Source organism: Photobacterium leiognathi, from assembly GCF_030685535.1.
Taxonomy (GTDB): Bacteria; Pseudomonadota; Gammaproteobacteria; order Enterobacterales; family Vibrionaceae; genus Photobacterium; species Photobacterium leiognathi.
Genome location: NZ_CP131599.1, coordinates 423,456 through 447,645 on the forward strand (window position 1 = coordinate 423,456; position 24,190 = coordinate 447,645).

Consider the following 24,190-nt stretch of genomic DNA (forward strand, 5'->3'; position numbering starts at 1 on the left):
TAACGTTACACTTTTAGGTGCAGGAACATATAAATCCTACTTGGTATTTAATAGTTACTCGCCACTTACTTTCTCATTGAAACCGCCACTGGAATATCGCTAATGTAACCGAAGTAATACTGCGCGCCAAGTTGACGATATTGATTGAGTTCGTGTTGGCTTCCCACTCGCCCTGCAATAAATAATATATTGTTTTTACGAATAAAACGTATCACAGTAACTAATCCTGAGCGTTTATGATCATCATTAAGGATATGCGACGTTTTAATGGCATCTGGCTTGATGGTTTTAATTGTCTCTAAATATTGAGTAGGGGGAATAATATCGACCCAAAGTTGTACCGCTTTCTTTTTAAGTGACTCTAAATTTGCATTTAATGTCATTACGTTATGGCATCCGTTATTTTCAGTATCATGAAGTTGAACACAGGGAATAATGTATTTCATGACGCTAGAGTGATGCTGATAAACCTGATTAATAAAGTTTTGTCCTATAGGCCAAGAGAGAGTTTCAGAATTTATCGGCACCACTAAAGGATTAATTACATCTTTGTGAAATGTACTGAGTTGAAAGTCAATATGACGAATCGCTAAATATAAACTGTAGAGATCAAACAGAAACAGCACCGGTTTAGAAACATCAAATTGATAAACACTTTGTTCGCTATTACTGCCAAAACGCAAGGTTAGATGTTGATAAGTCACTTGATTAGATATGGTTTCACGAATGGCTTGGCACACATGGCGTAAATCGTTTTGTTCAAAGGCTTCAAGCAAGATTGCATCGTCATTATTACGTGTGAGTGATTGAACAATACTTTGAATATAGCGGTAAAGATCGTCCACAGTAGTTAATGTTTGTTGAGCTGTCATACTTCATCCTAGTGCAATTGTGGTGAATGGATCAGCCTAAGTTGCCAATAATATTGATGTGCTTATTTTCAGGGACCTCATTATAAGATAGCACCGCTAAACCTTGGGCGAAAGTACGGGCATAGCGAGATAGTAACGGTCTTAATTGCGGTATCACTAATAAAACAGGGGCTGCTCCTTGCTGTTTTAATTGTTGTTTTGCCAGCGGCATATTTTGTTGAAACTGGCTTAAAATATTAGGTTCAATAGGGAAACTATCAAGCATCACATTGCCACTGGCTTGTGCTTGTTGCAGTGAGGTTAATAAGATTTGTTCAAGTTCATCTGATAGGGCATACACACTAAGATCTTTCTTATCGCCATTGATTAAATTCACTAGTGTGCGACGTAAGCTACAACGGACATCGGCAGCAATTAAGATCGGATCTTTGGTATTCTCAGAGGCTTCCAACATAGTATTGGCTATGGTACGAATATCTTTTAGCGGTACTTGGTCTATCAGCAATTGACGATACACTTTAAGTTGCTGAGCAGGTGTTAACGCAGCACTTAAACTTTCCGCTAATTTCGGCGCTTGTTGCGCCAAACGTTGGTTAATAAAATCCACATCATCATGGGTAAACAAGTCTGCTAAATGGACTTTCATTACCTTGCTTAAGTGAGTGGCAATGACGGTGGCATCATCAACAACTTGATAGCCCATATTCAGTGCTTTTGCTTTGTTGTTATTCTCAATCCATACCGCAGGCAATTGATAGGCAGGATCGTGACCGAGGATACCGTCTATTTCGCCATAAGTATCACCCACGGCAATGGACATTAAACGTTCAGGTTCAATACTGCCTTGCTCAATGATTTCACCGTGAACCGCAATGGTATAGTGATTCGGTTTTAAACTCAGGTTGTCGCGAATATTGACTTCAGGCAGTAAATAGCCGACTTGCTCTGATAAGTTTTTGCGAACACCGCGAATACGTTGGGTGAGTGGTGCGCCTTGTTCTTTATTCACCAAATGTACTAAACGAAAGCCAAGCGATAACGACATACTTTGAACATGAGGAATATCATCCCATGTTAAAGGTGTCTCGTGGTCTAGTTGCATCGCTTGAGAAACGGCTTCAACTTCATCGAGTTGCAGGTGGTGATGGGGCTTTTTATATTGTCGCCAGCCCGCAAAGGCTAATACGGCGGCAAAGCTGAAAAACGCAAGATGCGGCATACCCGGCACCATGCCGATGATTGCCATCACAGAAGCAACAGTAAATAAGGTGGCAGGCGAGGCAAGCAGCTGATTCTGCATGGCTTGCGTCATGTCATCATCGCTATCATTAATGCGAGTGACAATAATAGCGGCAGAAGTTGCTAACAGCAGGGAAGGTATTTGCGCGACAAGACCATCACCAATGGTCAGTAAGGCATAAGTTTTAAAAGCATCAGAAGCGCTGAGTCCGTACTCAAAAACACCGATACTGATACCACCGATGATATTGATAAACAGGATCAACAAACCTGCAATGGCATCACCACGAACAAACTTAGAAGCACCATCCATTGAACCGTAAAAATCTGCTTCATTGGCAACATCACGACGGCGTTGTTTAGCTTGGTTTTGATCAATGATACCTGCGTTTAAATCCGCATCTATCGCCATTTGTTTACCGGGAAGGGCATCAAGGGTGAAACGGGCTGCTACCTCAGAGATACGTTCGCCACCTTTGGTGATCACCACAAAGTTGATGATCATTAAAATCACGAAGATAACCATACCCACTACATAGTTACCGCCGATCACCACTTCACCGAATGCTTGGATCACTTTACCTGCGGCATCGCCACCATTGTGACCTTCCAATAACACAATACGTGTTGAGGCCACATTCAATGTCAGGCGCATTAATGTTGCTACCAGCAAAATGGTGGGGAAAACAGAAAAATCTAACGGTCTTTTTGCTGTGGTACTGACTAACAATACCAAGATTGCCAAGACAATATTAAAGGTGAATAAGGCATCGAGCAGCATTGGCGGCAGGGGTAAAATCACCATTGCCAGAATCATCAGTAGTGCAATAGGAATACCGATATAACCTTTACTCGACTGTTTGAGTGTTGTGAGCCAATTTAACATGTGAAGTCCTTCATCCAATCAGGTAACAATGCGCTGAGATTAATGCTGTAAATGTTTCGGGATAACAAAATTAGGTAATTGTTGTGGTTGATTGCCTTGCCCTTGTCGAAAGGCTTTGAGCTGTAAGACATAAGTTAAAATATGCGCCACGGCGACATAGAGCTGACTTGGGATCGCTTGTTCTATCTGGGTGCTGTGATAAATCGCACGGGTTAATGGTGGTGAGCGTAAGATCTCTACATCGTGTTGTTTGGCGATGGTTTGAATATGCATTGCCGCTTCGTCTATGCCTTTTGCTACAACAAAGGGCGCTTCAGACAGTGTTGTGTCATATTTAATCGCAACGGCATAATGGGTTGGGTTGACGATCACCACATCGGCCTTTGGTACTGCTTTATCAATTTTTCTACGGGCGAACTGCTGTTGAATTTGGCGAATACGCTGCTTGATCTCAGGATTACCTTCGTTGGTCTTAAATTCTTCCTTAAGTTCTTGCTTGGTCATTTTTAGCTCTTTAGCGTGTTCCCATTTTTGGTAGGGAATATCAATGAGACCAAAGATAAAAAGAGCAATCCCCATAAGCAAAATGCCATGAAAGAGAATAGTCATAATTAACGATACGCCTTGTTTAAGCGGTAAGTTTTGCATCCCTAATAAGCGGCTTAGATTGGCATCAAGGTAGAGATATAACAGCAGGAAAATCACGCAGACTTTGAGTGTCGACTTTAAAAGTTCTACCAAAGATCGCGTTGAGAACATGCGTTTTATTCCTGCAATGGGATCAATTTTTGAGAGTTTTGGCAGCACACCCGCAGGATAAAAAAGCCAGCCGCCAAGTAATAAACCGCTGGCGATAGCTGTGATGAATATCAAAGCAAATAATGGCAGCAGTAATTGAATGATAATGGCTAAGCTTGTGCCTAATGCTTCAATAGCAAGCCAAGGAGAGCGCAAATCATCATGAGAGATTGTCATATTGAGCTGAAAGACGCCATTTAACGCCTGCCAAATCACATCAATTTGAAAATAAAAGAAAACGATAACTGCAATAAAAATAGTCGCGGCTGTGAAGTCCTTTGCACGTGGGATCTGACCTTGTTCACGGGCTTTACGGATCTTCTGCGGGGTTGCTTTTTCGGTTTTGTCTTGTGCTGATGACTGACTCATGCGCCCCCCGAAATATAAAGTTGGAGCTGATCTAAAGTGTGATGCACTAACTCAGCATAGCGTGTAGGTACACCGCTAACTGAAATTAAGACACTAAACAGCCCTAATAACATGGTCATAGGAAAACCGAGGGCGTAGACGTTTAAACTTGGCGCGGCGCGGTTCATCACACCGAAACTAATATTAGCCAAAAGCATGGACACAATTGCAGGTAGCGCAATAGCCAGTGCAGAGCTGAACATCCAACCAAAAAGCGTGAGTATTTGTTTTACTGAGGAAAGCGCTAAGCCACTGCCAACAGGCCAAGAAGTAAAGCTTTGAACCAGAATATCAATGACCAATAAATGCCCATCAAGGGCAAGAAATAGCAGAGTAGAAAAGAGTAAAAACATTCGTCCAAGAATGGCAATAGAAACCCCATTAACAGGGTCATTCATCATTGCCATTCCTAACCCCATTTGCAGCGAAATGATTTGCCCAAGCAAGGTCATGATGGAAAATAAAAAGTGCAAGATTAAACCAAATAAAATTCCCCAGATCGCTTGTTCAAATGCCAGAGTTAATGCATTAAGTGATAGTAAATCAGTCGTTGGCATCGCTGGCATAAGAGGCGCGGCAATAAAGCTGATAGCAAGTGCTAACAAAGCGCGAACCCAAATAGGAATTAGTGCATCACCAAAAAATGGCATGGCTAACATGGCAGCCCCAATACGAAAAAATGGTCACCAAAACTGAGCGAGAAGGGCATTAAGCTCTGCAAACGAGATCGCCATTAGCCAATCATTCCCGGAATGTTATGAAATAAGTAATCAAATAATTCCATGAGGCGTCTTAACATCCAATGTCCGGCAAAAATCACCATGAGTAAGGTCATGATCAAACGAGGTAGAAAGCTAAGTGTTTGCTCATTGATTTGGGTGGCAGCTTGAAAAACCGCAATCACTAATCCGACTAATAACCCCGGTATAACTAATACCATCACCATGTTAATGATGATCCAAACAGCATTAGAAAATAGGTTTACCGCAAGTTCTGGCGTCATTGCATTCTCCCTTTGTCATCCAAAGCTGGCAGAAAGCGAACCGACTGTCATGGTCCAGCCATCAGCAAGAACAAACACAATCAGTTTGAAAGGCAATGAGATGATAAGTGGAGATAGCATCATCATACCCATTGCCATTAAGACACTGGCAACGACTAAGTCGATGATCAGAAAAGGGATGAACAGCATAAAGCCAATTTGAAATGCGGTTTTTAGCTCACTGACCACAAAAGCTGGTAACACAATCGCAAAAGAAATATCTTCAACATCTTGATCTAGTGGTTCGTTAGCTATGCGCATCATCTGCTCTAACGCACTTTGATGGGTTTGTTTTAGCATGAAATCACGTACGGGTTTTTCCGCAGTATCAAAGGCTTGTAAGAGTGTGATATCGCCGTTGTCATAAGGCACAAAAGCATTATCGTAAACATCACTCCATACAGGACGCATGATTAAAATTGTTAGAGAAAGGGCAATACCCACCAGAATACGATTGGGTGGGCTTTGTTGTAACCCAAGTGCTTGGCGCAGAATAGAAAGCACGATAATAATGCGGGTAAAACTGGTTGCCATCAGCAAAAAAGCAGGGATAAAACTCAGTGCTGTCATCAAGAGTAAGATCTGTAACTTCACACTGTATTCTTGCTCGCCTTGTTCATCAGTCACGGTGAGAAAGTTCAGCCCACTATTGGCTTCTACCTGTGAAGTAAAGAACAGACAGCCAATAATAACAACGAGTGTGAGAACACAAGTTAATAAGCGGTATCCCTGATATATCATGCTTAGTTGTCCATGGTATTTAGCGGTGAATCGACAACATCAATCAGTCGTAAACCGTATTTCTCATTGATCACCACCACTTCAGCGTGACCCATTAGTGAGCCATTCACTTTGACATCTAACGGTTCACCATTGAGCTTATCTAACTCAATCACACTGCCTTCTCCGGCTTTCATTAATTCGCCTAATGAGATTTCAGTGCTTGCTACTTCAAGGGTTACAGTGACAGGAATTTTCTTAAAAAAACTTAAGCCACGTTGAGGGTTAGGTGTATCAAGTTGAGGGGATTCATCAAACTGTTCCAACTGAAGATCATCAAAATTTAAGTCATCATCATTAAATAGATCGGGTTCGTTAATATCGCTCATGCTTATGTGTCCTTACTGGTGTTGATGATTAAAACAAGCTGACCATTTTGCTCTGCTACATGACCATTAAATAAGTGTTCTTGCCCAATGCTGATGGGTGAAGATTGGATCAAATCAATGTCGAACACATCTCCGGGTTTGAGTTGTAGCACTTGATCCAATGGCATTTGCTTTTCACACAAAATGGTATTGAGCACGACCTTGGTGGATTCGAGTTGTTTGGTGAATTGCTCATTGATATTGGCGATAGGTTGTAAGCCAATCACTGTGGTTAAGGTTTGGATTAAACAGGAATCAATACAGATGGTGATTGTGCCGAGTGTATCTTCACAACTAACGTTGAGTTGGATCACCAAACCTATATCGCCAGATAGAGAGCTGTCACATTCATTCCACATCTCTTCTGGGGCAATAACGCTAGCAAAAAGATGCCCTAAACGTTGTTGCAATCGAAAATCACTCGCAGTAAGTACCTGACTTTTTACGCTATTTAAACGACTAACCGGTGAATTATAAAAACGATCAGACAGAGAAATAAGTAGTGGGGCTGAGCAGCGAAAATTGATCATGCCACCATCATCATGTTTTAACGTCAGTGCCGAATGTTGCCCCTGTTGCGGTGATTGAAAATCAATACTGACGATAGAGATCGTAAATTCAGTGGACTTAATCCATTTTTGAATTTGGTCAGTTAGTTCGGTTAGTGAACGATTTAAAATATTAGCCAATTCATCTTTAATGGTATGAATTGGCTTTCCTAATAGTTCCACATTTAATATGGGATATTTATTGTCAAAATCCGATTTTATATATTCCATAGTTATCATAATTAAGTGGATAAAATTAAAGTGTAGTTGATGTTTATTGTGTTTATATAAATATGTTTAGTGTTTTTATAACTGTGAATATATAAAATAAAACATATTGAGAGCAAAAATGTGACGTTAGTTCATACCATTATTATTCAATGAAATAAAAACTGTTTTGATGTTTTAATTTTAGAAACTTTGATTATGATGAAAGTGAGTTAACAATTAGTCATGGGTAAGTTTATGAATAATAATGGTTTAATATTATACTTTAGTCTTATGTTAGCGTGTTTTAATAATCGTCAAAATAATGTCTAAAATAGCGTCAAATAATGTTTGTTCAATGTAATTTGTATAAATATTATATAGATATCATCACTGTGTTTAATATGTTTTAAATTTCAGCTTGATATGCAATTGTTTAGCTATAATAAAACTGTGATTAATTTATGAAGAGGTGAGTGCTTATTATGACACTCATGATTTATACATTAAAAAAACTATTATTCCCTGTCGTATTTATATTGCTTTCACTTAATAGCTTTGCGAAAGAGCTTTTTGTTCCTATGGATTTAGTTCAATGGAAATATAAAGGGGATAAATTTAGTTGTTCATTAAATCAAGCTATTCGTCATTTTGGTTCTATTAATTTTGTCGCTAAACCTAAGCAGCCATTAGGCGTTCAGGTTAATAGCTTCCATGTTAAAACGCCTTATGAGCGAGCGATACTTAGCCAAGTGACATCGCCTTGGGAGAGTGATTATCCCCCTGTTGTGATCGAAGAAATTGGATTGCCTAAAAAAGCAGGCAAAGTGAGCTTTTATGATGATATTGAAAATCTACTTGAAGCGATGGCACAAGGGCAATGGCTTGGATTTCGCCTGACGTCATCGCAGTTAAATGAGTCGTTAGATGTCACTGTGCCGTCGGTCAATATTACGCAGGCAATGGCGGATTTTAATCAGTGTCGAGCGCAATTACCTGCCATGGCATACCGAGATGCAAGGGATGTGGTGCTGCAATTTAACTTGGGTCAACGGGTTGTTAGCTCATCACAAAAACAAACCTTGGTGGATTTGGCAAGTTATCTAAAACACGACAAAAATATCAAACGAGTATTGATTGATGGGCATACCGATAATGTCGGCTCTAGTGTTGCCAATCTTCAAATTTCAAAAGTCCGTGCAGATGATGTTGCCAGCATTCTGCGAGAAAACGGTGTGCGTTCATCATTGATGGAAATACGATCTCATGGCTCCCGTTATCCTGTTGCCAATAACAATACCCAGCAGGGAAAAGCGAAAAACCGTCGCGTGACTATTCGCGCTATTCGCAAGGAAGAAGCAGTAAAAAGGAAGGGTAGCTAATGCAACCTAACAATATTCAATTAGTCGAGCCAAACTTAAATGCCGCCAATCAAATGATTGCTGTGCTTGAGAGTAAAGGATATCAGGTTAACCATTTCACCTCAGGTCGTGCAGCGTTATACCAATCATCCTCGGCTATTACCTTAGTAAGCTCGCATATTACGGATATCTCATTAACAGATTTTATTCGTCAATTTCATCAAAAAGCGTCTGCGACCCATAACGGAACAACACCAGTTTCCATTGCCATTGTCGATCAGGCGCAAGGGATGATGGCTGCAGAAGCGATGAAAGCAGGGGCAACTGATTATTTACTGCGTCCGTTTGAATCTGAGCAATTACTAGGATTGTTATCTCGCGTTGAAGCCTTAGACAAACCATTAACCGATATCGTAGTGGAATCATGGCGCAGCAAGCAGGTACTGCAATTAGCTCATCGTGCAGCGGGTACCAATGCCACAGTTCTGATCACTGGCGAATCAGGAACAGGCAAAGAAGTATTAGCGCAATACGTTCACCAACATTCATCCCGCTCTAAAGCACCTTTTGTTGCTGTTAACTGTGCAGCTATTCCTGAATCCATGCTAGAAGCAGTACTGTTCGGGCACGTTAAAGGGGCGTTTACTGGCGCAACCCAAACCCAAACAGGAAAATTTGAAGAAGCGAATGGTGGCACAATTTTATTAGATGAAATTGCGGAAATGTCGCCGAGCTTACAAGCCAAGTTATTGCGAGTGCTGCAAGAGCGTGAAGTCGAAAAAGTCGGTAGTCATAAAACCGTTCCACTCGATATTCGCGTGATAGCAGCAACGAACAAAGATCTGCGAGTTGAAATTCAAAAAGGGACGTTTCGAGAAGATCTTTACTATCGCTTAGATGTCCTTCCTCTGCATTGGCCTGCGTTACGTGAACGCACAGCCGATATTCTGCCTCTGGCACAGTTCTTTATAAATAAATACCAAATGGGTAGTGCTTGCCAGCTATCGGAAGATGCGTGTTTTGCATTAGCGCAGTATCACTGGCCGGGCAATATTCGTGAATTGGAAAACGTCGTGCAACGGGCTTTGGTGATGCGTCATGGTGATTTCATTACAGCTCAGGATCTGATGTTGCCTGTTGATGCCACATCGCCTACTAACTTACCGCAAATCCGTGGTGAGAATGGCCGAGTTGAAGCAAAGAAAATGGCAGAGTTTCAATACATTATTAAGATCCTCAAGCAATTTGGTGGTAATCGAACCAAAACGGCTCAACAACTGGGCGTAACGACTAGGGCGCTGCGATACAAACTAGCGGCAATGCGAGAGCAAGGAATAGACATTGATGCTGTATTAGGTTCGGCAGCATAAAGGAGAGTTAAATGACCACGAATAACCCAATATCGTCTTTAACATCAGAACAGCTCATGCTTGAGAAAATGCAGCAGATGCAGCAACGTACTCAAGCTGATTTCATCGTAAAACCCAATATGATGACGGTAGAAGCCACGAATAATCAGTTTACACCAGCACCATTGTCATTTTCTCAAGCCATGACTGGTGTACTTAGCACGGTGAACCAGCATCAAAAAACAGCTAGTGACAAAATCACCGCCGTTGAGTTAGGGCAAAGTGATGATTTAGTTGGGGCAATGGTTGCGAGTCAAAAAGCCAGTTTGTCTTTTTCCGCTTTAATGCAAGTGCGTAATAAAGTGGTTGCGTCATTTGAAGATGTAATGAAAATGCTAGTGTAGCTTATGTCTGAAATCATTGCACAACCTACCATGGCGAACACGGCAACAGGTGCAGCGTCAGTAAAATCAGCCTCCTCAAACCCTTATATCGAGAATATAAAAAATTTATGGGATAGCAGCCAACGTAACCTAGTGCTCTCTGCGGTATTGGCTGCCATTGTTGCTGCGATCATTGTGGTGGCGCTATGGAGTTCAAGTCAAAATTATCGCCCGCTCTATGGTCAACAAGAGCGATTTGATAGTGGCGAGATCATCTCAGTATTAGAAACTGAAGGTATTCCCTATCGCTTACAAGAAGCTAATGGGCAAGTGCTGGTGGCTGAAGGGGAGGTCGCCAAAATTCGTATGTTACTGGCTGCAAAAGGGATCAAAGCTAAATTACCGACAGGGTTAGATTCATTAAAAGAAGATTCCTCGTTAGGTACTAGCCAGTTTATGGAAACGGCACGTTACCGTCATGGACTAGAAGGCGAGTTAGTGCGAACCATTATAGCCCTTGATGCTATTGCCAATGCGCGTGTTCATTTAGCGATCCCACGCAAAACCCTATTTGTTCGCCACAATGCGGAAGCGCCAACAGCCTCGGTCATGGTTGAGCTTAAACCCGGTGAAGATCTAAAAACCGAGCAAGTTGAAGCCATCATTAATCTTGTTACTGGTAGCGTAACGGGAATGAAAACAGAAAACGTGTCAGTGGTTGATCAGTACGGGCGTTTACTCAGTGCTGATATTGGCTCGTCTGAAATGGGCAAAGTGAATGCAAAGTACCTTGATTATCAGAAGAATCTCGAAAAGCAGGTGATCCAACGTGCAGCTGATATGCTGACGCCAATTGTCGGGCCGAGTAATTATCGGGTTCAAGTTGCAGCCGATCTTGATTTTAGCCATGTACAAGAAACCAAAGAGGTTGTTGATTCAGCGCCAGTGGTGAAAAACGAACACCGGATAGAAAATAACAGCATAGATAATATTGCATTAGGTGTGCCAGGCTCGCTCAGTAATAAGCCGCCAGTCACAGGTGAAGAAGAAAATAAAGACAGCAAAAACACCAATGAACGCACAGAGATCAATCGCCAATATGCCCTAGGCAGTAGCGTTCGTCATACGCAATATCAGCAAGGCAAACTCAATAAACTCAATGTATCAGTACTGCTTAATTCCACCGCTGCACCAAACGGCAGTGCATGGACAGAAGCGGAAACTCAGCAAATTAGCGCCATGATCAAAGATGCGGTAGGGATCAGTGCTGAACGTGGCGATAGCTTGAGTATATTGAGTTTCAATTTCACCCCCATCGCTATTGAAGCACCGCCAGCGATCCCTTGGTGGCAAGATCCTACCGTACAACAGCCATTACGCTACATGATTGGCGGTATTCTTGGTTTATCGATGATTTTCTTCGTGTTACGTCCACTAATCACGCATCTAACAGGGCTTGATCGTGGTCGTAAAGAGCTAACGTTTGCTGAAGAAGACATACCACAAGAATACGATGAAAACCTTAAAACCCGCGCTGAACAAGAGCATGAAGAGTCGCTAAATGAACGTTTAGCTGCGAAAGGGATTGAAAGTGCCAATAACGCACTAAATGCCAGTAATGATTTATTACCTCCACAAGGCTCACCATTAGAAATTCAGCTTAAACACTTACAGCTGATCTCTAACGAAGAGCCAGAGCGTGTTGCTGAAGTCTTAAAACAATGGGTGAACGTCAATGAGCCAATCGCAAACAAAAAATCCGACTGATAGCACGCCAGCACCGCTATCACCTGTAGAAAAAACTGCCGTGGTTCTGCTCGGAATGGGAGAAGATGCCGCCGCCGAAGTATTAAAGCATTTCTCTCGTGATGAAGTGCAACGTGTCACATGCGCAATGGCATCATTAAGTGGTATTCAAAGTGACAGTGCGAAAGGCGTGATCCAGCATTTCTTTGATGACTTTCGTGCTCATAGTGGCATTCGTGGCGCATCGAAAGAATACCTTTCCAACACATTACGCAAAGCCTTGGGCAATGATTTAGCTAAAGGGCTACTTAATAATATTTATGGTGATGAGCTGCGTAATAACATGCAGCGACTACAGTGGGTAGATGCAGAACTACTGGCAAAATATGTGAGCCAAGAGCATCCCCAAATGCAGGCAATATTCCTAGCTTATTTACCGCCAGAAACATCATCAAAAGTGTTAGCGAAAATGTCGGTGGATTATCACGATGAGCTTCTCTATCGCATCGCTCAACTTGAAGAAATTGATCACGATGTCGCAACCGATCTCCATGATTTGATTGAACGTTGCATCGCGCATATGTCTCAAGCGCAGAACGCCCCAATATTAGGTACTAAGCAAGTTGCCGATATTATCAACCGTTTTGAAGGTGATCGCGGTCAATTGATGGAATTACTTCGTCTGCATGATGAAGAGATGGTGGATGAAATTGAAACCAACATGTTTGATTTCATGGTGCTTGGCCGTCAAAAAGAATCAACTATGGATAGATTGGTGCAAGAGATCCCTGTTGCCACTTGGGTGATTGCATTAAAAGGGGCTGAGATCAGCTTACAACAAGCCATTAAACGTTCAATGCCACAACGTATGGTGAAAACCCTAGAAGATGAAATGGCGCTAAAAGGTGCAGTGCCAGTCAGTGAAGTAGAACGTGCTCGCCAATCAATTATGGAGCAAGTACGAGATCTGGCAGAAAACGGTGAAATCGATCTTCAGCTTTATCAAGAAATGACGGTGGAGTAATGATGAAGAAAGTCACTATTCAGCAGCTCTCACCGGGGCAATATCGTTTACATCGTTTTCCTCCGATTGCCGATCCTGTTAATCACCACTCATCTGATGGCTTTAGTGATAGCGATCCTGCATTAAATTGGCAAGACAGTCAGTTTGAATTACAACAAAAACTTGATGAGGGTTTTCAACAAGGTCTAGCCAAAGGGTTTGATGAGGGAATAGCGCAAGGTGTCGATCAAGGTCATCAACGAGGATTACTGGAAGGGCGAAAAGAAGGCTTTCAACAAGGCTTTGCTCAAGGTGAATTAGCAGGACAAGAAGTCTTTAGCCAAGCGGTACGACAGGTAGAGAAAATCTTGTTTGAGTTAGAACAATGGCATCAAGAAAAAGACAAACAACAACGTCAGCTTATTTGCGATTTAGTCCAGAAAGTCTCACAGCAAGTGATCCGCGCTGAATTAACATTAATGCCGCAACAAATTCTCGCCTTAGTAGATGAGGCATTAGAGGCGATTCCGGGTAAAACCGAAAAAATCATCATCGAGCTTAATCCACAAGATATTGATCGCATCCATACCATTAACAAGAGCTTACCTGAGGCTTGGAAGTTAATTGCTAATCCTGCATTGCCCGTTGGAGGCTGTCTGCTTATTACCGATAACGCAGAAGCGGATGTCGGTTGTGATGCCCGATTAGAAGCCTGTATCGAGAATGTTCAGCAGCATTTAGTCGAACAAAATCAGCCATTGGAAACACCGATTAACGTAGAGCAAGAACCCGATGATCAAAATCATGCCAGTAAAGGAGAGGGTGAATGAACCGCCTTCAAGCCGATAGCTTAACAGCACTTGCCGCCCTTGATAGTGTGCCTATTGCCAAGGTTACAGGGCGATTAGTGAAAGTGAATGGCTTGATGCTGCAAGCGGTGGGTTGTCGGTTCAAACTCGATCAACGTTGCTTAATAGTGGCTGATGATGGCGAGCAAATTGAAGCGCAAGTGGTCGGTTTTGATCATAATATTGCTTACTTAATGCCAGTGCGCCAACTTGGTGGATTATACGCAGGCGCGAAAGTAATTCCCATGCAGGGCGGTAGTACCGTTAATGTTAGCCATGAATGGATCGGGCGTGTCGTAAATGGGTTAGGCGAGCCATTAGACAATGGTGAGTCGTTACAAGGTGGTGAGCGTTTATCGTTAGAGCCCAAACCCATTAACCCAATGAAACGTCAACCTGTTGAATCACCGCTAGATGTTGGCATTAAAGCGATTAATGGCTTACTAACGGTTGGCAAAGGACAACGCATTGGCTTAATGGCAGGCAGTGGCGTGGGTAAAAGTGTCTTAATGGGGATGATCACCCAATTCACCGCTGCCGATATTATTGTGGTTGGGCTAATTGGTGAACGTGGTCGAGAAGTCCGTGAGTTTATTGAGCGTAATCTTGGTGAAGAAGGGCGCAAACGTGCGGTGATCATTGCAGCCCCAGCTGATGAATCACCACTTATGCGGTTACGTGCCACCAAGCTTTGTCATCGAGTTGCGGAATACTTTCGTGATCAAGGCAAAGACGTATTACTGATGATGGATTCATTAACTCGCTATGCCATGGCGCAACGTGAAATTGCCCTTGCACTAGGCGAGCCGCCAGCATCACGAGGCTATCCACCGTCAGTGTTTAGCTTATTACCACAGCTATTAGAACGTGCTGGTAATGGTGAAAATCCCAACGGCAGTTTAACCGCCATTTATACCGTGTTAGCAGAAGGGGACGATCAACAAGATCCCGTGGTGGATTCTGCTCGCGCCATTTTAGATGGTCATATCGTATTATCTCGCACCTTAGCAGAGCAAGGGCATTATCCAGCCATTGATATTAATGCTTCCATCAGCAGATGTATGAGCAGTTGTACCGAGCAAGCCCATGTCACCGTTGCGAATCAATTTAGACAGTTAAATGCGAACTATCAGCAAGTAAAAGAATTATTACCACTAGGTGGCTACCAACAAGGGCAAGATCCTGAATTAGATCAAGCGGTAATGATGCAACCTCAGCTAAAACAGTTCTTGCAGCAGCCTGTGAATGAGCACTGTGATTACCAAGCGAGCTTAACTCAATTAGCTAACTTGTTTTCATCACAATCAGCGACGTCAACAATGGAGCATTAATGGTTTATGAATGTACGAGCGGTTGAGCAGTTACAACGACTATCAGAACAAAAGCGCGATAAACTCAGTGCCATTTACCAACAGCAACGCCAGCAAGTAGATAACTATCAACAACAACTCCAGTTATTAAGCCAACTTAAACAACATTATACGGGCACAGAACAAACTCATGGCGCTACGATGAATAGCGCCATGCTAACTAACAGCAATCAATTAACCTCACAGCTAACGATCATGATTGACCATCACCAACATGAACAAGCAATCATGAGTGCGGAATGTGATCACAGTGCCCAGCAATTACAAGCCAGTAACCAACAAGTAAAACGCTTTGAAGAAGTGAAAAAACGATGGCTTGCCAAACAACAATATGAAAAAGCCCGTAAAGAGCAAAAACAGTTAGAAGAGTTGATTAACTTGAGGCATAAGAAACGGAGGATTTGAGGTGATAATTATGTCTAGTAACTTACTTATGGACAGAAACTGCTTAGATTAATTGCTCTATTCTGTTAAGTAGATATTAGAAAAAGTATGGATGGGTACCAGCTGCGCGACACATATCCTTATTTGTTATGTTTCAGTTTGATTTAGTGATCAAAAAAGCCGACATTAATATCGGCTTTAATATTCTCATGATAACAAGTGCTATTCTTTTTCTATAAGTTTAGCATCTGCCTTCTGTATAAACTCGTCAATTTGCTGTCGAATTTCTTTCATTCGAGCTGGGTCATTTTTTTCTTGAGCGTCTTTGCCAAAGATTTCTGGGTGATCTAACATAAGCTTCATGTCAACGATCTCGCCAGTTTCTGTTTCATGAAACTTTACAATAACTAGAGGATCGTTATCACCATTGTCCATCAAGCGGGCATGATATATACCGATATACCAAGGAGATGCGCCATGTTTTAGCGAAGAGTCCTTAACACGCCCATACTCTTTGTACTTATCTGAGCTATAAACTTCAACGAAACCTTGCTTCTGCCACTTATCTTGCAAAGCCAAAATTTCGTCTAGCCACTCCGTATAGTCATAACCAAACTCTTCACTCAAAACACCGAAAAGTTGATTAATGGTCGCGTCTTCAATAGCGCGCTTTTCTAGGTTTTTTGTTGCTTGTGTACTCATAGGTTGCTGAAACAGTCCCTAGCTCTTTTAATAATTGTTCTTTTTTTTCAGCGATGCTTCCTGAAAGTTTGATTCTTTTGGTACCATCGGTAATGGAAATCAAAGCTGCAAAGTTTTCTTTATAAGCATTCATTTCTTGAGTATTCATAACGTTACTCCTTGAAGTAAGATTAAAATATCTACTCTTCTGGACTAAATATATGTCATTTTCCTCTAAAAAACAACACTTAATGCGCCAACTCCTTATCTGACACATAACAGTATATTAATAAGCATTCTTACTTTTACGCAAAAATATACTTATAAAATATAGATATTATACTCGATACAATCGTTAAATATTATGAGATTAATAGCACTTTATTACATTTATCGATTTGAAAGAGAGTGTGAAAGTAAGAAATGTATTTAATCAGTCTTATTAAATACAAACCGAAATATTAAATTATTAAACAATCAATTAGTTATAGCTTTACCCCTGTTTTTAACAAGAAATATTGCTTATTAAAAACAGAACTAAAGCGATAAAATCACCAAGTTTCATTATAACTGTTGATATACACAGTAAATAAAACTAATCCAAAATCACGTTAATGCGATATGAATGAGTATTTGCTCTGAATGATAATGGGGCATTTTCGTGCTAGAAAGTACTAGTCCTAAAATGTACTAGTCCTAAAATCAGACTGGATCTGGGTTTGTTAAACCATATGTTTTAAATGTATTGTTTAACAACCCGTAAGATGATTCTCACTTACATAAAAAGCTTTTAAATAAGTAGGGCTTCAATAGTTATTACAGTTAATACAAAAACTGACTAATTGAGATGAGTAGGTTAGCGTAATCAGCCTGATTTCACTATCCACACCAAAAACAAAAGGCCATGAACATTACGCTCATAGCCTTTACGTTTTTCTGCCTAACTTTTACGGCATTAGCTCATAAAGGTTTTAGCTTTCTTCATTGCTTCTTTGGTTGAACATTCAATCACGTTTACGCCATTGAAACGCTCAGCTTCTTTTACTGCAATGTCGTGTGCCAAGATAACGTATTTCGCATTGGCAATATCCGTTGCGGTTAAGCGGTTTTGGATACCGTTTTGACCTTGAGTTTCCACTTTCGCTTTCAAGCCTAGCTCTTTCGCTGCTTTGTAAATCGCTTTTTCAGCCATGAAGGTATGGGCTACGCCTGAAGGGCAACAAGTGATAGCGATAACATCGTATTCGCCTTCGCCCGCGACTGGTGCACTTTCAACTTGTGTTGCTTGCTCTGCTTTTGGTGCGATGTCTGCTGTTTCTTCTTCCTCTTTGACTTCAGGCTTCCAGAAACCAACGATGATAGCGGTAGTGAATGAGCCCGCTAGAATACCAGCCACGTACATTGGAATGTTGCTAGAAACAGGTGCTGTAATTAAGCCGCCCCAAGGTGCATGAAGAAGTACGTCTGTTGCGAAACCGAAAATACAACCCACCATACCGCCGATCACGATAGATGGAAGTACACGCATTGGGTCGTTAGCTGCAAATGGAATTGCTCCTTCAGAGATACCGATAGAGCCCATGATTGCAGCAGCTTTACCTGCTTCACGCTCTTCAGTAGAGAACTTCTTCTTAAATAGGAATGTTGCTAGTGCCATACCTAGTGGTGGAGTACAGATAGCAATACCCACGCCACCCATTAGCCAAGGTTGAGTATCAACTTGAGTCTGCGCAAATAGGGTTGCAACTTTGTTGATAGGGCCGCCCATATCAAACGCTGTCATACCACCTAGAATTGCACCTAGTACAGCTTTAGAAGAACCAGCCATTGATGCTAGGAATTCGTTCATGTTTGCCATGAAAGTCGAAATGAAAGCACCTAAGCCCCACATTACGATACCTGCACTGATCAATGTACCTGCAAGTGGGTATAGGAAGTACACACCCAGTGCTGATAAGTGGTTAGGAATTGGGATTTTTTTAAGTTGTAGCACCACAAAACCCGAAATGAAACCGGCAATGATACAGCCAAGGAAACCGCCGCCCATGTCAGCCATGATGCCAGATGCAATAAATGCAGGTGCAAGTGCTGGTTTATCTGCAATTGAGTAGCCAATAAAGCCACCAAGAATGATTGGGAATAGCACTAAGCCTTTAATCGCAATGGTTGAGATATCTTTCAGAATACCTGTATCAGGCACCGCACCTTGACCTGTTGCCATTACAGCTAGGGCCAACAATACACCACAAGCTACAACGAAAGGTAGCATGTGGGAAGTACCAAATAATAAGTGTTGTTTCATGGTCGACAGTGTTTGTTTCCAATCACTGCCTTGACCGTTGGTCATTGTTGTCGTTGTCATGGGTACATCACTCTTTTTTAATTATAAATGGGGGAATGTTGAAACAGGTGATTATGAAAATTGATCAGATAACAGCACGTCTAAGGCTTGTTGCTCTGATGTAGCGTTATGCATGGCTTCCAGAAACTCATCGCCGAACTTGCCGAACAGTTCTTGAAGCACATAAATGTGGTGATCGGCACCGTTATCAGGTGACGCAATCATGAAAAATAACGAAGGCTCTACACCGTCTTCATCACCGTATGCGATGGTCTCTTTTTTGATCCCAACGGCAATAGCTGGCTCTAATACCGCCTTTGATTTGGCATGAGGGTAGGCAATGCCGTCCATGCAAGTGATGCTGTCGGCTTCACGTTGTTGAATGTCTGCTAAAAACTGCGCTTTATCTGAAATACGGTTGTTGGCGTGCAGTACATCAACCAGCTCTTGGAATAGCTCGTCTTTGCTGGTGGCGTTTAAATTGATTTTGATGTGATGAGTATTTACTAATGTGGAAAGCATAAAATTTCTCAAAGTCCATTTAAGTTAGAGAAAAGTATACGTATCTGCTTGTTTGAAATTGTTTGTTCTATCACGCTTTGGTTTTCTAATAAAAAAGCATAAAAAACATGCAACGAGAGTCACATCAGACGTTAATAAAACACATGTGCGAAATGGCTTTGGTTACTTTTTGTTTACCAAAAAGGTCAAAATGAAACATATGGAAAACATTTAACTTTTTGTTTTATTTCGAACTGTTTTCCTTGTAGGGATAATGGCAATACGTTTTAGTGATGTTGTTAAAAAATCGTGTCTTTTTTCTGTTGATGAAATTTAATTATTGGCAGGTGAAAAATCTGTCGAAGTGCTGTTACGTCAAATTTGTATCAAAATAGTTAAAATTCAGGGGCGGTTCATTGGTCTATTTACTGATAGCGTTTATAGTTTTATCAAATGGATAAGTGAGCGAGGAGCTACAATCTAATGATAAAAGCCATTATCAAACCTACAATTTTGGTAGTTACAGCTTTAGGATTATGTAGCGCTTTTATAAATCTTGCTTACGCTACTGCAGATGGGCCTGATTACTATGATGTACATTTAGTTGAAAAACATGATGTGCTCAATATTCGTGAAAAGCCTGTTTACAGCGCCAAGAAGCTAGGTGAGATCCCGTATGATGGGATCTGTTTACAAAATCGCGGTTGTGTTGGCGGTGTGACTTATCAAGAATTTAGTACCTTATCTGACGCTGAGTTAGCAGTGATCCGAAAACAGCGCCCACGTTGGTGTAAAGTGAATTACCAAGGCACAGAAGGTTGGGTTGCTGCAAAGTACGTGATGGAAACTCAGCACTACGCTGCTTGTGATAAAAGAGAATTAACTCACGATCTGCCATCAGCCAATAAATAATGAGGTTTAAGTGAGAACCTTATTGCAGATGTGATGAACAAGGAAGTTGTTATATGCCTAATTATAAAGGGATGCGAGCACCGTTATTTTGTATTGCCATGCTAACAGGGTGCTCGTCTTTACCTAAAGAAGCTCAGCACTTAACTGCGCCAACAACCCCGAAAATGACCAGCTTGTTATCGACATTAAATGATGGTCATCGTCAGCAACAAACTTCACAAACACCGAGTGCGGTATTGGTGCAAAACACGGGTTGGGATGCGCTTGCGCAACGTTTAGCCTTGGTTGAAACCGCAGAGCATACCATTGATATTCAATACTATATTTGGAACTCTGATGTTTCTGGTAGCTATCTAGCCACTCGTTTAGTGGCTGCTGCTGATCGTGGTGTCCATGTCCGTGTTCTACTTGATGACATTAATTTAAACGAGCGTGAAGCTTTGTTGGCAGGGTTAAATAAACACCCGAATATCGAGATCCGCATTTTTAATCCGATCCCGACCCGTAATGCGGGTAAATGGATGAGCTTCTTAGGGGATTTCTCTCGTTTAAATCGTCGAATGCACAATAAGTCTTTCACTGTGGATGGCGTATTTACCGTAGTAGGCGGGCGCAATATTGGTGATGAATATTTTGATCTTTCTCATGAGCTGAATTTGCGTGATCGAGATGTATTAGCAAGAGGGGAAGTGGTTACTGATGTTCAACAGAGCTTTAATGATTACTGGAACAGTGAATGGGCATACGATGTTGATTTGTTAAGTGATGATCCTACTCTTGAGCAACCGGATTTATCTAACATTCAAGTTCCTTATTACAAACATTATCCGGCATTGCCACAAAGCCAAGCGTCAGCCGCGCAGTACTTAGCGTCGCTGGTGGATAATATGACATGGGTAAAAGCAACCTATATTGCTGATCAGCCAATTCCCGATGAGATAGATAATACCGATCAGCCAAAAGCCACTGCGCAGTATTTATCTAAGCTAGCGGAAAATACCCAAAACGACATCATTATTGAATCTGCTTACCTTGTATTTGATGACAATCAGTTAGCTGGGTTACAGCAGCTCAACCAGAGAGGAGTCGAGATCAAGGCCTTAACCAACTCAATGGCATCTAATGATTTGGTCACTAATCACTCTGGCTATGCAGGTAGACGCCAAGAGATGCTGGAAAGTGGTATCGATTTATTTGAATTAAAGCCTGACGCTAAGTTATGTGAGATTGTGCTTCAAGATAGCGATAAATGTGCACCGAACGCAGTATACGGATTACATGCTAAATCAGCGGTTTTTGACCATCAAATAGCGACGATTGGCTCTTTTAACTTCAATTTACGTTCTACTTATCTCAATACTGAATCGTTATTGGTAATTGAAAACCCTAAGGTTGCAGCAGAGCTTGCCACGACCTTAGAGGGCGCAATGCAAGATAATAACAGTTGGCACTTAAGCCTTGATAACGGCACTGTGCATTGGCATTCCGGTGATAAAACATGGGACAGCGAACCTGAAACCGAGCAATGGGATCGGATGAAATCAGAGTTCTTACAGTTATTGCCGATAGAGAAGTATTTGTAAGCGCAATCCCTTTTATTAAGCACTTAATATGGAGGTTACTACTTTGGGTAAACAATTTTCGGAATTATCAGATAAACATACAGAGTTTATTGAAAAGCAAAAAATCTATTTTGTTGGTACTGCGGCTGAAAACGGTAATGTGAATTTGTCTCCCAAAGGCGGTGATTCCTTAAGAGTGATCAATTCAAAGCAGATAGCATGGTTAAACTTAACGGGCAGTGGTAATGAGTCTGCATCGCATGTTATTAAAAACGCACGAATGACACTCATGTTCTGCGCATTTGAAGGGGCTCCGCTCATTTTTCGTGTATATGGAAAGGCAAAAGTCTTGCATGTTAAAGATCAAGAATGGGAGCAGTATGTGCAGCTATTTCCAGAAAGTGTCGCCTCTAGACAAATATTCGTGTTAGATATTGATTTTGTTCAGTCGTCTTGTGGAAAGTCGGTTCCGTATTTTAGCTATGAAGGCGATCGTGACGACTTGGCTAACTGGTCAGAAAAGCAAGGTATAGCAGGGATAGAGCAATATTGGCTCAAAAAGAATCAGAAAAGTATTGATGGCTTTGAAACTGAAATAGCTAAAAGATCAGGCTTGGACGTTGAGTAACGAAATAAGCGGTTATTTCGTGCTTAATGCTTCATCAAACCACTCACGATAATTAATTTTCACTGCCTGTTACGCTAGTATTTTGCTAGAAAATACTCATAATCGTGCCAAACAACATTTAAAGAAGAAATTATCTATGACTGACTTTCAATATTACTTTCAGAAACTCCCTTGTTTTAACTGTAAAAAGAACACAGTAAGCATTGATCTTGGTTGGTTAACAGCTGCGATGAAAGAAGATGTTTCCGCTCAAGCGTCTGCGATTATTGCGAAAGATAACGTTGAGCCAGAAGTGTCAGTAAACGTGACATGTACAAAAGATGAAGCTCGTGACTATTTATTACTTAATTTCTACGGCTACTCTGAAGAAGCATTAGAGAACCAAGTTAAAGCTGAAGATGAGCAAGAAGTAGCGGAAGAAATTGCTGATCTTTTTGATGATGGCAGCGATGTGGCGGTATTTGAACACGAAATTGTACTGTTAAGTTGCACTGATTGCGGTATTGATAACTAATTAAGCGTTGCAATGAAAAGGCAATGCTTTTGATAGCGTAATACCAATGAAAAAGTCCGCGTTTATTCCGCGGACTTTTTGTTATGTATTGATAGCCTTATTTATCAACGTTGATCGCTATTGAATTTTCAGTTGCAAAGGCGGTTGCTACGTTGCCTCCCGCAAGCGCTACATCGGTAGCTGTTAGCAATACATAGGTTGTTCCTGCTGTTGCAACGGCGAAATCGTAATTACCTTCATCAACGTTAAGTACAGCAGAGTCTTTGAAATTCACATTTTTTAATACCGCAGTTTCGGCTGAGAAACCTGTGCCTGTAGGGGCTGCGTGAATATCTACCATGCCTGCTATTGGATTAGCATGCAGCACTCTTAGTTTTGCATATGTCGCAACACTTCTTAAATCATCTTCAATAACAACAGGTTCTATAGATTGAGCGGCAAATTGTCCGACGGCAAAAATGGTTGTTTCAGATCCTGCTGTAAAAGTAGTACCAGGAGCTTTAATGGCTTCGGGTGTTGTTGCTCCCGTTGGCGTGACAGTTAAATCATAACTGTCTGGTGCTAAATCAATGCTTTTAATTGTTTCATAGCTGATAGCATCGAGTCCTGACACAATATTGCCACTGGCTCTTACATCGACATCCGCTAAATCAGCGACGGCATGACCAACGCGCACCGTTGATTGTTCGCCTGTATTTCGAAGTACATTAACTGTTTTTCCGTCTGCAACCAGAAGATTTACAGGAGAAACAGCACCGCCGCTTACATTGGGCACAGCTGTTACCATTAAATCGCTACCACCATCTAATGCGATGTTGCCACTGTCATATACCACATCGGCATCAGTACTCTTACCTGCTAACGTGATCCTTATTCGGTACTCACCTGCGGGAAGTGTAACGGGTAGATTAGCATCGTCTTCTTTAAAGGTAAGATCGGAAACCGCGACAGTATCAGCACTAATACTAGGATCGGTTGTTACGTGAATATCGACACCGCCAACGTCTGGGTGACCATGTAATACATCGACACGAATAGATTCTTCATCTGGTGCGATGTTAGAACGAGAGAGGATCACAGGCTCAATAGCACCCACATTGTTTACTGCAAAAACGTCATATTGCATATCTGGTGCAAGGTTAACGGCATTTGCTGTGATCACATCAGCAGTTGCATCGTTTGCGAGTAGTCCACGCACAATCAGATCATGACTACCTGAATCAACGTTGAGTAACGGGCTACCTTGTTGATAATCAACGTTAGATAAGCTACTTACCACATCACCATCCATCAATATAGAAACAAGCGGCGCATCAGCACTTGCATGCGTTACCCTTAGCTGTGACGTAGGCATTTCAGCATTATCATCATGAGAATCGCTGTCACAGCCGCTTAAGATTAATGTCGCCGTTGTTAGTAATGTAAGTGTTGATTTTTTCATATGAAGCCTCTTTCCTGT

24 protein-coding genes and 1 pseudogene are annotated in these 24,190 nt (G+C 41.6%); 12 read left to right on the top strand and 13 right to left on the bottom strand.

Going from position 1 to position 24,190, the window contains the following annotated elements:
* Nucleotides 1-65 precede the first annotated feature (65 nt).
* From Q7674_RS02000 to Q7674_RS02035, 8 genes and pseudogenes are all read right to left on the bottom strand, one after another.
* The gene (locus tag Q7674_RS02000; protein ID WP_045064649.1) at nucleotides 66-872 is read right to left on the bottom strand and encodes an EAL domain-containing protein; all 807 of its coding nucleotides are present in this window, start codon (nucleotides 870-872) and stop codon (nucleotides 66-68) included.
* A 31-nt stretch (nucleotides 873-903) separates the two neighbouring features.
* The gene (gene flhA / locus Q7674_RS02005) at nucleotides 904-2,997 is read right to left on the bottom strand and encodes a flagellar biosynthesis protein FlhA (RefSeq protein ID WP_305422408.1); all 2,094 of its coding nucleotides are present in this window, start codon (nucleotides 2,995-2,997) and stop codon (nucleotides 904-906) included.
* Nucleotides 2,998-3,036: 39 nt separating this feature from the next.
* Nucleotides 3,037-4,164: a flagellar biosynthesis protein FlhB gene (gene flhB / locus Q7674_RS02010; RefSeq protein WP_045064646.1), complete on the bottom strand. Its 1,128-nt coding sequence runs from the start codon at nucleotides 4,162-4,164 to the stop codon at nucleotides 3,037-3,039.
* Nucleotides 4,161-4,937 (bottom strand): annotated as a pseudogene (gene fliR, locus Q7674_RS02015) (flagellar biosynthetic protein FliR). Before fliR ends, flhB begins: the two are co-directional and overlap by 4 nt.
* A complete protein-coding gene (gene fliQ / locus Q7674_RS02020) occupies nucleotides 4,937-5,206 on the bottom strand; it encodes a flagellar biosynthesis protein FliQ (protein ID WP_006644141.1) in 270 nt (89 codons plus the stop codon). Before fliQ ends, fliR begins: the two are co-directional and overlap by 1 nt.
* 15 nt (nucleotides 5,207-5,221) lie before the next feature.
* Nucleotides 5,222-5,986, bottom strand: a complete 765-nt coding sequence (gene fliP, locus Q7674_RS02025) for a flagellar type III secretion system pore protein FliP (RefSeq protein ID WP_045064640.1) — start codon at nucleotides 5,984-5,986, stop codon at nucleotides 5,222-5,224.
* Nucleotides 5,987-5,988: 2 nt separating this feature from the next.
* Complete coding sequence (gene fliN, locus Q7674_RS02030; protein WP_045064639.1) at nucleotides 5,989-6,354, bottom strand: flagellar motor switch protein FliN; 366 nt, start codon at nucleotides 6,352-6,354, stop codon at nucleotides 5,989-5,991.
* Between the two features lie 2 nt (nucleotides 6,355-6,356).
* Nucleotides 6,357-7,172: a FliM/FliN family flagellar motor switch protein gene (locus Q7674_RS02035; protein WP_045064637.1), complete on the bottom strand. Its 816-nt coding sequence runs from the start codon at nucleotides 7,170-7,172 to the stop codon at nucleotides 6,357-6,359.
* A 461-nt stretch (nucleotides 7,173-7,633) separates the two neighbouring features.
* Between Q7674_RS02035 and Q7674_RS02040 the strand changes: the two genes are divergently transcribed.
* Genes Q7674_RS02040 through fliJ form a run of 8 tightly spaced genes read left to right on the top strand, consistent with a single transcriptional unit; the run spans nucleotide 7,634 to nucleotide 15,613 of the window.
* Complete coding sequence (locus Q7674_RS02040; RefSeq protein ID WP_045064635.1) at nucleotides 7,634-8,530, top strand: MotY family protein; 897 nt, start codon at nucleotides 7,634-7,636, stop codon at nucleotides 8,528-8,530.
* Nucleotides 8,530-9,879, top strand: coding sequence for a sigma-54-dependent transcriptional regulator (locus tag Q7674_RS02045; protein WP_045064634.1), 1,350 nt, complete (start codon nucleotides 8,530-8,532; stop codon nucleotides 9,877-9,879). The genes Q7674_RS02040 and Q7674_RS02045 overlap by 1 nt, the downstream gene beginning before the upstream one ends.
* An 11-nt stretch (nucleotides 9,880-9,890) precedes the next feature.
* Nucleotides 9,891-10,262 (top strand): flagellar hook-basal body complex protein FliE, encoded by a 372-nt coding sequence (fliE, locus tag Q7674_RS02050; RefSeq protein WP_305422412.1) that lies wholly within the window; start codon nucleotides 9,891-9,893, stop codon nucleotides 10,260-10,262.
* A 3-nt stretch (nucleotides 10,263-10,265) separates the two neighbouring features.
* The gene (fliF, locus tag Q7674_RS02055) at nucleotides 10,266-12,008 is read left to right on the top strand and encodes a flagellar basal-body MS-ring/collar protein FliF (RefSeq protein ID WP_045064631.1); all 1,743 of its coding nucleotides are present in this window, start codon (nucleotides 10,266-10,268) and stop codon (nucleotides 12,006-12,008) included.
* Complete coding sequence (locus tag Q7674_RS02060) at nucleotides 11,977-13,011, top strand: flagellar motor switch protein FliG (RefSeq protein ID WP_305422414.1); 1,035 nt, start codon at nucleotides 11,977-11,979, stop codon at nucleotides 13,009-13,011. The genes fliF and Q7674_RS02060 overlap by 32 nt, the downstream gene beginning before the upstream one ends.
* Nucleotides 13,011-13,820 (top strand): flagellar assembly protein FliH, encoded by an 810-nt coding sequence (gene fliH, locus Q7674_RS02065; protein WP_305422416.1) that lies wholly within the window; start codon nucleotides 13,011-13,013, stop codon nucleotides 13,818-13,820. Before Q7674_RS02060 ends, fliH begins: the two co-directional genes overlap by 1 nt.
* Nucleotides 13,817-15,169 carry a flagellar protein export ATPase FliI gene (gene fliI / locus Q7674_RS02070; RefSeq protein ID WP_045064625.1) on the top strand — a complete coding sequence of 451 codons (1,353 nt, stop codon included), beginning with the start codon at nucleotides 13,817-13,819 and terminating at the stop codon, nucleotides 15,167-15,169. The genes fliH and fliI overlap by 4 nt, the downstream gene beginning before the upstream one ends.
* 6 nt (nucleotides 15,170-15,175) lie before the next feature.
* Complete coding sequence (gene fliJ / locus Q7674_RS02075; RefSeq protein ID WP_045064623.1) at nucleotides 15,176-15,613, top strand: flagellar export protein FliJ; 438 nt, start codon at nucleotides 15,176-15,178, stop codon at nucleotides 15,611-15,613.
* A gap of 201 nt (nucleotides 15,614-15,814) precedes the next feature.
* On the opposite strand, the gene Q7674_RS02080 is transcribed toward fliJ, so the two are convergent.
* The 4 genes from Q7674_RS02080 to Q7674_RS02095 form a co-directional block, all read right to left on the bottom strand.
* Nucleotides 15,815-16,294 (bottom strand): hypothetical protein, encoded by a 480-nt coding sequence (locus tag Q7674_RS02080; RefSeq protein ID WP_045064622.1) that lies wholly within the window; start codon nucleotides 16,292-16,294, stop codon nucleotides 15,815-15,817.
* Complete coding sequence (locus tag Q7674_RS02085; RefSeq protein WP_045064620.1) at nucleotides 16,251-16,442, bottom strand: hypothetical protein; 192 nt, start codon at nucleotides 16,440-16,442, stop codon at nucleotides 16,251-16,253. Before Q7674_RS02085 ends, Q7674_RS02080 begins: the two co-directional genes overlap by 44 nt.
* 786 nt (nucleotides 16,443-17,228) lie before the next feature.
* Nucleotides 17,229-18,635: a PTS fructose transporter subunit IIBC gene (locus Q7674_RS02090; protein ID WP_305422420.1), complete on the bottom strand. Its 1,407-nt coding sequence runs from the start codon at nucleotides 18,633-18,635 to the stop codon at nucleotides 17,229-17,231.
* 51 nt (nucleotides 18,636-18,686) lie between these two features.
* The gene (locus tag Q7674_RS02095) at nucleotides 18,687-19,136 is read right to left on the bottom strand and encodes a PTS sugar transporter subunit IIA (protein ID WP_045064617.1); all 450 of its coding nucleotides are present in this window, start codon (nucleotides 19,134-19,136) and stop codon (nucleotides 18,687-18,689) included.
* Nucleotides 19,137-19,598: 462 nt separating this feature from the next.
* Here Q7674_RS02095 and Q7674_RS02100 point away from each other — a divergent pair, with 462 nt between their 5' ends.
* The 4 genes from Q7674_RS02100 to Q7674_RS02115 all read left to right on the top strand — a co-directional run bounded on the left by Q7674_RS02100 (nucleotide 19,599) and on the right by Q7674_RS02115 (nucleotide 22,731).
* On the top strand, nucleotides 19,599-20,027 hold the full coding sequence (locus tag Q7674_RS02100) for an SH3 domain-containing protein (protein ID WP_045064615.1): 429 nt from the start codon (nucleotides 19,599-19,601) through the stop codon (nucleotides 20,025-20,027).
* 53 nt (nucleotides 20,028-20,080) lie between these two features.
* On the top strand, nucleotides 20,081-21,610 hold the full coding sequence (locus Q7674_RS02105; RefSeq protein WP_045064613.1) for a phospholipase D family protein: 1,530 nt from the start codon (nucleotides 20,081-20,083) through the stop codon (nucleotides 21,608-21,610).
* A 43-nt stretch (nucleotides 21,611-21,653) separates the two neighbouring features.
* Complete coding sequence (locus Q7674_RS02110) at nucleotides 21,654-22,217, top strand: pyridoxamine 5'-phosphate oxidase family protein (protein WP_237156790.1); 564 nt, start codon at nucleotides 21,654-21,656, stop codon at nucleotides 22,215-22,217.
* A gap of 136 nt (nucleotides 22,218-22,353) precedes the next feature.
* Complete coding sequence (locus Q7674_RS02115; RefSeq protein ID WP_045064610.1) at nucleotides 22,354-22,731, top strand: hypothetical protein; 378 nt, start codon at nucleotides 22,354-22,356, stop codon at nucleotides 22,729-22,731.
* A 97-nt stretch (nucleotides 22,732-22,828) separates the two neighbouring features.
* Here Q7674_RS02115 and Q7674_RS02120 read toward each other — a convergent pair whose 3' ends face one another.
* Complete coding sequence (locus Q7674_RS02120; protein ID WP_305422424.1) at nucleotides 22,829-24,172, bottom strand: DUF4397 domain-containing protein; 1,344 nt, start codon at nucleotides 24,170-24,172, stop codon at nucleotides 22,829-22,831.
* Nucleotides 24,173-24,190: the final 18 nt, after the last annotated feature.